This window comes from Candidatus Liberibacter solanacearum CLso-ZC1 (assembly GCF_000183665.1).
In the GTDB taxonomy this organism is placed as follows: Bacteria; Pseudomonadota; Alphaproteobacteria; order Rhizobiales; family Rhizobiaceae; genus Liberibacter; species Liberibacter solanacearum.
The window spans coordinates 388,105-400,148 of sequence record NC_014774.1; the positions used below are offsets into that span (position 1 = coordinate 388,105).

The window sequence follows — 12,044 nt, forward strand, 5'->3', positions numbered from 1 at the left end:
GGGTTTTTTATCATATTTTTTTATTATATAATTGATTTTATTCCTATATTTTTTTTGTCAAATCCCGCGGATAGTAATTTTTCAGATATTTGATTGCGTGAATCTCGATCTAAAGCGCCTAAAACAACTGTGATCAAGGATCTATTCCCTTGAGAAGCAGAAGCGACGATATTGAATCCAGATGCGCACGTAAAACCAGTTTTCATTCCATCTGCTCCTAAAAATATGCCAATTGCCCAATTTGTATTAGGATATTTTTTATTTTTTATTTTTAGTCCTTTTATCTGAAAATAATGTGCGTATTGTGAAAAATGAGTTTTTATTCTCCAAGATAATATTGTCATATCACGTGCTGTCGTATAGTGGCCATTTTGAACTACTCCATGGGAATTCATGAACTTAGTTCTCAGCAACCCTAATGTCTGGGCGCTATCATTCATATGCTTAACGAATTCTTCCTCTGTGTTGCAGAGAGATTCAGCAATGGCAACGGCAATATCATTAGCTGATTTCACAATAAGAAGTTTTAAGGCATTGTCTAAAGTTAAAATGCTACCTTTTTTAAATGTACTATTTGAAGGAGGCTGTTCGGATGCATTTTTACTAATAGTTATGGGTGTTTCAAGTGTAATTTTTTTTTGTTCAAGAAAAGAGAAGACAACATAAGCTGTCATTAATTTTGTGAGAGATGCGGGATTCCATAGCTTGTCAGGATTGTTTTCTGCAATCACATGGCCAGTATTGCTGTCTAGTAATGTATAATAGGGGAGGTTGTTTTCTTCTGCGATAGCTTGAAAAGGGTATATGCCGATTAAAATCAGCGCAGTTATCCTTATAAGAAAATATTCTATAATTGAATCCCCTCTAAACATGTTTCTTTATAAGTCCTTTGATAGATATTTAGATGGATAGATTTTTCATGAAGATCTTTATTCTATCATTTCTATCTAAATTAATCTTATATAGACTAATATTAATTTTATTGTAGGAAGATCTATACGACAATTAAGATATGTTAATCCTACTAGTGGAATCAATATAAATGATTGTGATATAACAACAAAAAAGGATTATATGAATTCAAACGAATGTAAATTCCATAGATAATCCGTTTTGGAATATATTGAGGAGTTGTTATTTGGCGGTAAGATTGGCAAAATAATTATACCTCTTTCTTGGCCCAATATTCGGTGCGAGAACCCCGGATATCTTCTAAGCTTTTTTTCTTTTCTTTATCTAAGAAGTGAGAAAATCCTTTGATAATACTTTTTGGTAGTGATATGCCCCCGTAAACCATTGCTGAATAAAGTTGTATGAGATTTGCTCCTGCCATGATTTTTTCGAGAGCATCTTCTGTGGAAGAAACCCCTCCGGTTCCAATAATAACCATTTTCGAGCCAACACGTTGTCTCATTTTTGCGAGAATTATAGTGGATTTTAGGAAAAGAGGGGAGCCAGACAATCCCCCTATTTTTTCTTTATTGAGTGAATCTTGCAATCCTTCCCGAGAGAGGGTGGTGTTAGAAACAACGAGTCCTTCCACTTTATGGGAAATTGCTTCGGTAGCGATATCGTCTAATTCTTCCTCGGATAAATCAGGGGATATTTTGAGAAAGATAGGTACAGATTTTCCTGTTTTTATTATTTCTTCTTCTCTTGTTTGCATTACACGCGTAAGTAGCTTCTCAAGGTTTTGTCTTTTTTGAAGATGACGTAAGCCTGGCGTATTGGGAGATGAAATATTAATCGTGAAATAAGACGCGATTGTGAAAAATTGGCGGATACCGTATACATAATCCATAATAAAGTCTTTGCTATCTTTATTTGCGCCAATATTGACACCAATAGGAGATGAAGTTTGCATTTTGGAAAGGCGTGAAAAAGCAGCATAAGATCCTTCATTATTGAAGCCGAGTTGATTTATTATTGCCTGGTCTTTTATTAATCGAAAAACTCTTGGAGGTGGATTACCGTCTTGAGGATTAGGGGTAATAGTTCCGACTTCTACGAAACCAAATCCAAGTTTCAATAACTCCATAGGAACTTCAGCATTTTTGTCGTATCCTGCCGCCATTCCTAGGGGATTAGGAAATGATATTCCAGCAACCTTGGTATTGAGGCGGAAATCACTATGGATAGGGAAAAATGACAAAAGTCCTGATTTTAGAGCAATAATAGACAAACGATGTGCTATCTCGGGATCTAAGAATAATAAATTGCGCAATGCTAATTTATGAAGAGTGTTAAGTAAAATTGAATTATCTCCTACAAAAAATACAAAATAACAAAGAATAGACTGATATCTTGTTTGAGTGGAAAGCCTTTTTATACATTATTTAATTGATTTCATAAGTATATGATATGGGGATCAAGCTAAATCAAAACACCAAAGTAGAATAGCTTTTTGTGTATGAAGACGATTTTCAGCTTCATCAAAGACAACTGATTGAGGGCCATCTAGAACTTCATTTGTTACTTCTTTACCACGGTGAGCAGGCAAGCAATGCATAAATAATGCATCAGGATGAGCCATAGACATTAGCTTAGAATTCACTTGAAATGGCTCAAACACGTATTCTTCTCTAGCTCTAAATTCTTGATTCATAGACGTCCATGTGTCTGTAAAAACACAGTGAGAATCTTTAACTGCCTTTACAGCATCATGGAACAATACTACAGAAGCTCCTTGATTCCTTGCCCAGTTCAAGTATTCGCCTTGAGGCTCTGATCCTATAGGAGTTGCAATATTTAAGCGATAATCAAAGCGTACTGCCCCTTCTATGAGAGAGTTTAGTATATTATTTCCATCGCCACTCCAAGAAAACAGTTTTCCTTTTACTGATTCGCGGACTTCTTCAAAAGTCATGACATCTGCTATAATTTGGCAAGGATGAGTATTATCAGTTAAAGCATTGATTACAGGAACTGTTGCATGTTCTGCTAATTCTAAGAGGCGTGAGTGGTTAGTTGTTCGCATTACTATAGCGTCTACATAACGAGATAAAACTCTTGCCGTATCCCCGATGGTTTCAGCGCGTCCAAGCTGCATTTCTGATCCTGACAAGAATATAGTTTCTCCGCCGAGATTCTTCATAGCGACTTCGAAAGAAACGCGCGTACGCGTAGATGGTTTTTCGAAAATCATAGCCAGTACTTTTCCGGACAGAGGTTTTTCTTCTAAGTCATTTGCTAGGGGATTTTTTCTTTTTTTGGCGACCTCCATGATTAGAGAAAGATTTGATGATGAGACTTTTGATAAGTCAAGAAAGTGTTTTGTATAAGTCATGAAATGGACAATCCTCTATTTAACTGCTGGGTTATTATCATAACACAATATAAAGTGCATTTTAGTGTAATGATAATTTGATTGCAGCGCTTTCTATGCGTTTTAATCCTTCGCGGATTTCGTCAGCGGTCACTGTAAGAGGGGGGAGAATACGTACAACATTATTGCTAGCTGGTGCAGTTAAGAGGCGTTCATTTCTTAACTCTTTGGTTACTATTGCTGGAGAAAAAGCTGTTTCTAAGCCACTTAACAATCCTTGCCCCCGTACTTCTAGAAACACGTTTGGAAAACGATTTTTGATTAAAGTCAAACCTTCAAATAATATTTTGGAAAGATTACGCACGTTTTCAAGAAATCCATCGGATTGAATTATATCAAGCACTTTTTTCCCTATTACCATCGCTAAAACATTTCCTCCATATGTAGAGCCATGAGAGCCCATGCCCATGCAAGAGGCTACTTTATGTGTTGCTAAACATGCCCCTACAGGAAATCCTCCGCCTAATCCTTTCGCAATTGTCATAATATCAGGTTTAACATCAGCCCATTCGTAGGCGAATAATTTGCCGGTACGTCCACTTCCTGTTTGAATTTCATCAAAGATGAGTAAAGCATCAATATTATTACAAATTTCACGCAATTTTTGTAAAAATTCCGGTGGTACCTTGCGGATACCGCCTTCACCTTGAATAGGCTCTATTAAAATTGCTGCAGTTTCATTGCCAATTATCTTTTCAAGAGATTGGAGATCACAAAATTTAGCTTGATCAAACCCTTCAATTTTAGGTCCAAATCCTTCTAAATATTTTAATTTTCCACTCGCAGAGATCGTTGCTAAGCTACGTCCATGAAAAGCTCCTTCAAATGTAACGATACGAAATTTATTTGTTTTCCCTCTCGTATAATGATAGCGACGTGCTGTTTTAATAGCGCATTCCACCGATTCAGTTCCTGAATTAGTAAAAAACACTTTATCAGCAAAAGTGCTATTTATTAAATGATTTGCAAAAATATCTTGCTCTGTTGATTGGTAAAGATTAGAAACATGCCAAAGTTTTTCAGACTGTGACTTGAGTACGCTAACTAGTTCTGGGTGTGAATGTCCAAGAGAATTAACTGCAATTCCAGATGCAAAATCTAGAAAAGGAGTTCCATCCTCAGAAAAGAGCCATGATCCTTTCCCTTTTGTAAAGCGAATCTTTGCTCGATCATAAGTATTAAACAAGCAATCACTGTTATTCATGGAATTATCCCTATGGAGAATATATTTAAAAGATAGAAGTGACTAATTTCTAATTTAATGTTGAATTCCTAATTTTAAGGTATCGCTCTTTTGATTTTAATAAAACATACTTTTGACAAAAAGAAAATCGCCGAACTTATGCTATGAATAAGAAGGGTTCCAATTCACAGTTTTTTGCTACATGTTGACGCTTACATAAGATCCGAATAAGGTATATAGTTAATAAGTAGTTATCATACGATTTGTTAATTATTTGTTCTTTCTAGAACATCACTAAAAATTTGAAAAGGTGGGTAGGATACGATGGTTTGGACTGATGAAAGAATTGATAAACTAAAACAATTTTGGTCAGATGGTTTAAGCGCTAGCCAAATTGCTACACAATTAGGAGGTGTTACTCGTAACGCTGTTATTGGTAAAGTGCATAGATTATTCCTATCTGGTCGCGTAAAGATTAATGAGAATAGGAAATCTGCAGCTGAGGTTGGTCGCAAGGATTCAAATTCAGGAAACGCCTCTGCTAAGATTCGACAATCTTCAGTGGCTTGTATCCCTGAATCTATGTCGAAAGGGCGGGTTTCTGTTGCTGCCTCCAAACGGAAATCAAAGCCTTTGGAAAAGGGGGATGAGATTCCTTCGGGAATAGTTTTGCCTATTTCTCGTTGCCTTAGATTAATGGAACTTACGGAAAATACTTGCAAATGGCCTTTAGGAAATCCTCTTGGAAAAGATTTTTCTTTTTGCGGAAGTGATGCTCATAATGATTCTCCTTATTGTGATTACCATAAGAATCTAGCATATCAACGGGTACAAGATCGTCGTAAAATACAAGTCAATGCGAAGTAGTATAATTAGCCTTTGTATCTTTGTGCATATGATGTATAATCATGACGGATCTTCTTTCTAGATCAATAGTGTTTCCTAGAAATTATTTTGAAAATAATTATTGTATCTCAACTAAAGTTCTTTCTATTAGTGTGGGATCTATGATTTTTGCGTGAACGACTAGGATCAAGAATTTTTCTTTGATAGGTGTGTTATGTTTATACAAACTGAGTATACTCCTAATCCTGCAACTCTGAAGTTTATTCCGGGACAAGTGGTTCTTGTACGAGGTTCTGTTCATTTTTCGAATGCAAAGGAAGCGGGCATATCTCCTTTGGCGTCTCGTATTTTTTCTATTTCAGGGATTGTTTCCGTTTATTTGGGATATGATTTTATAACGGTTGCCAAGGATAAATATGATTGGGAACAGCTTAAGCCTCTTATTCTTGGTGTAATCATGGAACATTTCATGTCTGGCGATCCGATTATTTCTAATGGTGGTTTAGATGCTGTAAATGTAAACGATGATCTCGGAGAGGGTGATTTTTCAGAAAGTGATAGTGTGATCGTTCAAAAAATAAAAGATGTTTTGGATAATCGCGTACGTCCTGCGGTGGCTAGAGATGGGGGCGATATAGTTTTTAAAGGGTATCGAGATGGAATTGTGTTTTTGAGCATGATGGGAGCTTGTTCAGGTTGCCCGTCTGCCACCGAAACACTAAAATACGGCGTAATCAATCTCTTGAATCATTTCGTTCCTGAAGTTAAAGACATCCGTACAGTTTAGAATGGATTTGTTTTTGTGATAGTTTTAGCGCTTGATACAACGGGAGTGGATTGTTCCGTTATTGTTTATGACAGTAATGCTCATTATATTTTGGGATCTTATTTTAAAAATTTAGGACGTGGTCATGCTGAATACTTGATTCCAGCAATAGATTGTGCTCTGAGAGATTCTCAGTTAGATATTTCTCAGATTGATCGTATTGTGACTGCATTGGGACCAGGATCGTTTACTGGAGTGCGGGTATCCATTGCTGTGGCACGTGGGATTTCTTTAGTTTTAGGAAAGTCAGCTTTTGGAGTGGGAAATTTAGAGGTTTTAGCGCGCTCACATCTTGATACTCATGCCGGTCGCCCTGTAATGGTTTTGGTTAGTCTCTTGCATAAGAAGATTTGTCGCCAAACATTTTCTGTAGATGGTATCCCTTTGTCTGAGCCTGTTCTTTTGAATTATGAACAGACTCGTTTTGAGGTAGACAATTTTGAAGGGGAAATTATAGGATCTGGATTCTCTGTTATCAAGGGGATTGAAGGTGAGAATGATCATCTTCCTATGGATGTTTTAGCTCGATTGGGGATTTTAAAAACAGGTATTGCGCCTTCTCCTATTTATTTGCGGTCTCCATGCACTCTTTAATAATATTTAGTATAAGGTATTTATTTGATATAGAAATTAAGAGACGGATAGGTTGTTTATAATGCTTTTGAGGGCAGAAGGTGATTTTTTTTCTAAAGTTCTTTATTGAAATAGGGGAAAGCAAATTATTGCTTTAAATTATCTATCTTAATATAGAATTATTTCCAATTTTTTGGGCGATAAGGTAGTGTAGGTATCTAGTCAGTGCCAATTTGGGTTTATTTATCGAACTAGCGGGTGTTGTGTATATGGTTTTGCAGGCTGTCAATCAGAATCTTTCTCCACAAAAATTTTTTGTTAAGAGTTACGGTTGTCAAATGAATGTTTATGATTCCTTGCGTATAGAAGATATTTTTTTTTCTAAAGGATATGAGCGTGCTGATTCTATAGATGATGCCGATCTCATTGTCCTTAATACTTGCCACATAAGAGAAAAGGCGGCTGAAAAAGTTTATTCCTCTTTAGGAAGAATACGCAATTTAAAAAATTCTCGTATAAAAGAAGGAAGAGAGACAATAGTCGTCGTAGCAGGATGTGTGGCTCAAGCTGAAGGAGAAGAAATATTGCGTCGTTCTCCTATAGTCAATGTAGTTGTTGGGCCTCAAACGTATTATCGTTTGCCAGAATTATTAGAGCGTGCTCGATTTGGGAAGAGAGTCGTAGATACTGATTATTCTGCGGAAGATAAATTTGAGCGTCTTTCTATAGTAGATGGTGGTTATAAGCGGCGGCGAAGTGTCGCTGCTTTTCTAACAATACAAGAAGGTTGTGATAAGTTTTGTACATTTTGTGTGGTGCCATATACGCGTGGAGCTGAAATTTCTCGATCATTATCTCAGATTGTTGAAGAAGCGCGTAAATTAGTTGCAAGTGGTGTTCGTGAAATTACCTTGCTAGGACAGAATGTCAATGCTTGGTGTGGGAAAGGTTTAAATGGTCAAAAATGCAATTTTAGTGATTTACTTTACTCTCTCGCTGACATCAAATCTTTAATACGACTAAGGTATACAACTAGCCATCCTCGAGATATGAGTGATTGCTTAATAAAAGCGCATGGTGAACTAGATATTCTTATGCCCTATCTTCATTTGCCAGTGCAATCTGGTTCGGATAGAATATTAAAATCTATGAATCGACGGCATACAGTATATGAATATCAACAAATAATTGATAGGATTAGATCTATACGCCCCAATATCGCTATATCAAGTGATTTTATTGTAGGGTTTCCTGGGGAGAGAGATTCTGATTTTGAAGGAACCATGAACCTTGTTGAAAACATAGGTTACGCGCAGGCTTTTTCTTTTAAATATTCGCCTCGTCCTGGTACTCCAGGTGCTAATATGTTGGGACAAGTTGAAGAAAGTGTAAAAACGGAAAGGCTGTTATGTCTTCAGAAAAAACTTCGTGAACAACAAGTATCCTTTAATAATGATTGTATTGGGCAAATAGTAGAAGTTTTAATAGAAAAAGAGGGAAAAGAAAGAGGGCAATTGGTAGGACGATCTCCGTGGTTGCAATCTGTAGTTTTAGATGGAAGGGATCATAATATTGGAGATGTTGTTAAAGTTCGTATAACAGATGTTAAAACTATTACCTTATATGGAGAGTTTGTGGTATAAGCGTAGAAGATTTTTTGTTATAAAAAATTGGTGTCATTTTTGGTTTTCTATTTTTTTAACGGGACTTTATAATTTAAACCATGAAATAATTTTAGAAAGCAAGCGTATTAAATGTCAATTTTACAGGATTATAGAAGGAAATATTTTTTATTTAACATGAAATCAAAAATCAATGATTTGATATTTAGGGCATGTTTCATTCTAAATTATTCACAAGAAGTTTTTGGTGTACGTTTGCGTTGTATTTGATAAGGGATTTGTCTTTATTGTTGATAAAAGGGTAGAATGAATCCTCCTAAGCTAAATTTACATATAGCTGTAGAAAGCGAATTATGGGGTGAAGATTTTGATTTGAGTGTGTTATGTGAAGTAGTATTAGCCAAGGCAATATCTTTTCTAACATCAAAGAAAGATTTCTCTCTTGAAGATATTGAGGTATCCTTTGTGTTTACTGATTCTAATCGAATTAAAGAACTCAATGCTCAATATCGAGGGATAGATAAACCGACTAATGTTCTTTCTTTCCCTTCTGTATTATCTAGTGAATATTCGGGAGCAATGTTAGGAGATATTGTCCTTGCTTACGAGGTGATGGAGGCGGAGGCGAATGTATTGGGAAAGAAATTTAAAGATCATTTAGTTCATTTGATTATACATGGTTTTTTGCATCTTTTGAGATATGATCATGTGGACGATGAAGATGCTAGATTAATGGAAGGATTAGAGCGATCTATCTTAGCGGATCTTGGTATAGATGATCCTTATGAGCTGGATTAAATTATAAAATAACTTTGAATGATGGGCGATTTTAAAACAAATTCATCTGAATATCCGAAAGAAAAAAACGAAAATATAGATTTATCATATTCTATATCTAAGATACCCCTTGATTCCTTTTGGAATCGTTTCTTGCGGGCATGGTATAAGATATGGAAACCAAGACTTAATCACCAGAGAGATGTTAGATCTCTATGGACGGATTGTGCGTTAGATGACATGCTTTCTGCGGTAGAAAAAGAAATTTTTGAGAATGTTTTGCAATTTCGTGAGATACGTATTGGCGATATTATGATTCCACGTGTCAGTATCAGTGCGGTAGAAGAAAAAGCCACAATTTCTGAAGTCATGATGATGTTTGAAAAGTATGGGAAATCTTGGATGCCTGTATATAGCAATAGTTTGGATAATCCAAGGGGGATGGTGCATATGCGAGATTTATTATCGTATATTGCACGTATTTATCTAGATATAGAAAATATTAATTTGAATACGACTCTATCCGAATCTAATTTAATAAAAGACATCCTTTTTGTCCCTTCTTCTATGTTAGCTTCCGATCTATTAAGGAAAATTCAAGAAAGCGGAGTACATATGGCTCTTGTAATAGACGAGCATGGTGGCACAGACGGTCTTGTTTCTCATAGAGATATAGTATCTGTTTTGGTGGGGGATATTACGTCTGAACATAATAGTATCAAAGAAATGATTTCTGCCGTATCTGATAACACTTTTATAGTAGATGCGCGTACTGATTTAGAAGAATTAGCTAAAATTATAGGGGCAGATTGTGATTCTCTTAAAGGAGAGCAAGATGTAGATAGTTTAGGAGGGCTTATTTTTTCAGTTTTAGATCGTATACCTGCAAGAGGTGAAGTTATTTTGGATATTCCTGGATTTGAGATTGTCATTCTAGATTCGGATGTTCGTTGTGTGCGTCGTGTTCGTATTCGGAGTCTTGTTGATGTTAGACATTAGCGCATGATATTATGTTTTGTAGTTATAGTTATTTTGTAAAAAGTTCATTTTTCAATTGATAAAAAGGAGAACTGGAAATTGGATAATATAGCCAGTAAAGTCATGCTTTCAGCAGGAATAAGGCGATATTTTCTTGCGATCTTAGCGGGCATTATTGGTAGTTTTTCTATGCCATCAGGTGATTTTTTAATTGCTGCTTTCGTATCTTTTACATTGTTAGTATGGTTGTTAGATGGAATTTCTTCGATTCGAGGTAGAGCGGTTTCTATCAATGGGGTTGGGTCGTCTTTTTTGGTGGGATGGTTATTTGGTGTTGGATACTTTCTAACTGGATTCTGGTGGATAAGGGCGGGAATAATAGAGCTAAGTAGTACCTTTTTGCCTTTTTGGGGGGAGGTGCTCTTTTTTGTAAGTTTTCCTATTTTTTTAGCTATATTTTATGGAATAGCTACCGCTATAGCATCACTATTATGGTCTGAAGGTATGGGGCGTATTTGTATTTTGGCATGTGCTTTTGGATTATGTGAATGGTTGCGCAGTTTTCTAGGAGCAAGTACCTGGAATGCTATAGGATATGCGGCTATGCCAATACCCATAATGATGCAATCTGTGCATTGGATAGGGTTGTTTGGGATGAATGCATTGAGCGTGTTTTGTTTTGCATCGCCTGCATTGTTTGGAACGCGACGAGATGTTAACATAGGCATGACTATATCTAGTGTTCTTTTGGTATTGCATATTGCATATGGTGTATGGATCATTGCAGAAGATTCAAAGCCTTCTTTGCATTTTTCACAAGAATGGCCTGTTGTGCGTATAGTGCAGCCTGGGGTTAATCCAACAGTGAAAGAAAGTGATGAAAATATTTTAGGGCGATATTTATCTTTAACTGCTCTTCCGGTTTCTGCAGGAGAAGCAGAGCCTTCTGTTATTATTTGGGTGGGTCTGGCGCCCCCTTTCTCTATCGTAAACCAACCCAAGATACTAAAACGTATAGCTAGTACGCTTAAAGAAAAACAAATATTAATTTTTGGATCTATATGGAAAGATTTATCGGTTAGAGAAGATTGCTTTTATAGGTTAGTTTATGTTATTGATAGCAAGGGGAGTATTTTAACCTCTTCAAATGCAACACATCTTTTTCCATTTGCTGAATATTTGCCATATAGAAATATTTTTAAAAAATTACACTTTGATTTTTCTTTGTTCCCGAAGGATTATGTTGTTTCTCAGTCTTCTTCAGTATTAGTGTTATCTGAGAAGTTAAGGTTTTATCCGCTGATCTTTTCGGATGTTTTTTTTCGCCAAGATATTAATAAGAACGTAGAATCCGCTAATGCAATTTTGAATATTATTGATGATTCTTGGTTTATGAATAATAAAAGGGGTTTTGATCAGAGTTTTAGATATGCACAAATTCAAGCGGTAGAGATTGGATTGCCATTAATTCGAGTGGCTAACAATGGAATTTCTGCTTTTCTTGATAAAAGGGGGCGCATTATTTCATCTTTGCAAGTTGGTAGAAGCGCTTCTATTGATATGTACTTCCAACCTAAAATACAAAACAAGTTCCATTATGAGATTCAAATGATAATTTTTTGGATTATTGAATTAATTTTACTAATGTTAGCTATTATAGCTTAGTAATAAATAATGAGAGAGCTATTATAGCTTAGTGAAAATCAGAGAGAGAGGGGTGTTATTTTGATATTTATTTTTACTTAATCTAATAAGTGCAGATTAGGTTTTTTATTTATATTTACCTTATGCTAATTTTATTTTTTCATATTTATTAAATGCATTTCATAATATTTAATGCTTTTTATGAGAGTAATTATAATATTTAATGCTTTTTATGAGAGTAATTATAATAATTTAATTAATTTATTTAAA

11 protein-coding genes are annotated in these 12,044 nt (G+C 35.5%); 7 read left to right on the plus strand and 4 right to left on the minus strand.

What is annotated here, in order from left to right:
- Window positions 1-23 precede the first annotated feature (23 nt).
- The 4 genes from CKC_RS01785 to CKC_RS01800 form a co-directional block, all read right to left on the minus strand.
- The gene (locus CKC_RS01785; protein ID WP_013461774.1) at window positions 24-872 is read right to left on the minus strand and encodes a D-alanyl-D-alanine carboxypeptidase family protein; all 849 of its coding nucleotides are present in this window, start codon (window positions 870-872) and stop codon (window positions 24-26) included.
- Window positions 873-1,162: 290 nt separating this feature from the next.
- Window positions 1,163-2,254, minus strand: a complete 1,092-nt coding sequence (locus tag CKC_RS01790; protein WP_050780875.1) for a quinone-dependent dihydroorotate dehydrogenase — start codon at window positions 2,252-2,254, stop codon at window positions 1,163-1,165.
- Window positions 2,255-2,368: 114 nt separating this feature from the next.
- A complete protein-coding gene (argF, locus tag CKC_RS01795; protein WP_013461776.1) occupies window positions 2,369-3,286 on the minus strand; it encodes an ornithine carbamoyltransferase in 918 nt (305 codons plus the stop codon).
- A 61-nt stretch (window positions 3,287-3,347) separates the two neighbouring features.
- The gene (locus CKC_RS01800) at window positions 3,348-4,529 is read right to left on the minus strand and encodes an aspartate aminotransferase family protein (protein ID WP_013461777.1); all 1,182 of its coding nucleotides are present in this window, start codon (window positions 4,527-4,529) and stop codon (window positions 3,348-3,350) included.
- A gap of 303 nt (window positions 4,530-4,832) precedes the next feature.
- Between CKC_RS01800 and CKC_RS01805 the strand changes: the two genes are divergently transcribed.
- From CKC_RS01805 to lnt, 7 genes are all read left to right on the plus strand, one after another.
- A complete protein-coding gene (locus CKC_RS01805) occupies window positions 4,833-5,375 on the plus strand; it encodes a GcrA family cell cycle regulator (protein WP_013461778.1) in 543 nt (180 codons plus the stop codon).
- A 193-nt stretch (window positions 5,376-5,568) separates the two neighbouring features.
- Window positions 5,569-6,141 carry a NifU family protein gene (locus tag CKC_RS01810; RefSeq protein ID WP_013461779.1) on the plus strand — a complete coding sequence of 191 codons (573 nt, stop codon included), beginning with the start codon at window positions 5,569-5,571 and terminating at the stop codon, window positions 6,139-6,141.
- A gap of 15 nt (window positions 6,142-6,156) precedes the next feature.
- Window positions 6,157-6,774 carry a tRNA (adenosine(37)-N6)-threonylcarbamoyltransferase complex dimerization subunit type 1 TsaB gene (gene tsaB, locus CKC_RS01815; RefSeq protein ID WP_013461780.1) on the plus strand — a complete coding sequence of 206 codons (618 nt, stop codon included), beginning with the start codon at window positions 6,157-6,159 and terminating at the stop codon, window positions 6,772-6,774.
- A gap of 248 nt (window positions 6,775-7,022) precedes the next feature.
- The gene (miaB, locus tag CKC_RS01820; protein ID WP_013461781.1) at window positions 7,023-8,396 is read left to right on the plus strand and encodes a tRNA (N6-isopentenyl adenosine(37)-C2)-methylthiotransferase MiaB; all 1,374 of its coding nucleotides are present in this window, start codon (window positions 7,023-7,025) and stop codon (window positions 8,394-8,396) included.
- Between the two features lie 285 nt (window positions 8,397-8,681).
- Window positions 8,682-9,173 carry an rRNA maturation RNase YbeY gene (gene ybeY, locus CKC_RS01825; RefSeq protein WP_013461784.1) on the plus strand — a complete coding sequence of 164 codons (492 nt, stop codon included), beginning with the start codon at window positions 8,682-8,684 and terminating at the stop codon, window positions 9,171-9,173.
- An 18-nt stretch (window positions 9,174-9,191) separates the two neighbouring features.
- On the plus strand, window positions 9,192-10,151 hold the full coding sequence (locus tag CKC_RS01830) for a transporter associated domain-containing protein (RefSeq protein ID WP_013461785.1): 960 nt from the start codon (window positions 9,192-9,194) through the stop codon (window positions 10,149-10,151).
- A 78-nt stretch (window positions 10,152-10,229) separates the two neighbouring features.
- Window positions 10,230-11,795 (plus strand): apolipoprotein N-acyltransferase, encoded by a 1,566-nt coding sequence (lnt, locus tag CKC_RS01835; RefSeq protein ID WP_013461786.1) that lies wholly within the window; start codon window positions 10,230-10,232, stop codon window positions 11,793-11,795.
- Window positions 11,796-12,044: the final 249 nt, after the last annotated feature.

Bases quoted from the DNA above. Each gene is read 5' to 3' on its own strand.
- CKC_RS01830 (WP_013461785.1), top strand. From the start codon at position 9,192: ATGATGGGCGATTTTAAAACAAATTCATCTGAATATCCGAAAGAAAAA.
- CKC_RS01785 (WP_013461774.1), bottom strand. From the start codon at position 872: ATGTTTAGAGGGGATTCAATTATAGAATATTTTCTTATAAGGATAACT.
- miaB (WP_013461781.1), top strand. From the start codon at position 7,023: ATGGTTTTGCAGGCTGTCAATCAGAATCTTTCTCCACAAAAATTTTTT.
- CKC_RS01805 (WP_013461778.1), top strand. From the start codon at position 4,833: ATGGTTTGGACTGATGAAAGAATTGATAAACTAAAACAATTTTGGTCA.
- argF (WP_013461776.1), bottom strand. From the start codon at position 3,286: ATGACTTATACAAAACACTTTCTTGACTTATCAAAAGTCTCATCATCA.
- CKC_RS01810 (WP_013461779.1), top strand. From the start codon at position 5,569: ATGTTTATACAAACTGAGTATACTCCTAATCCTGCAACTCTGAAGTTT.
- ybeY (WP_013461784.1), top strand. From the start codon at position 8,682: ATGAATCCTCCTAAGCTAAATTTACATATAGCTGTAGAAAGCGAATTA.
- CKC_RS01800 (WP_013461777.1), bottom strand. From the start codon at position 4,529: ATGAATAACAGTGATTGCTTGTTTAATACTTATGATCGAGCAAAGATT.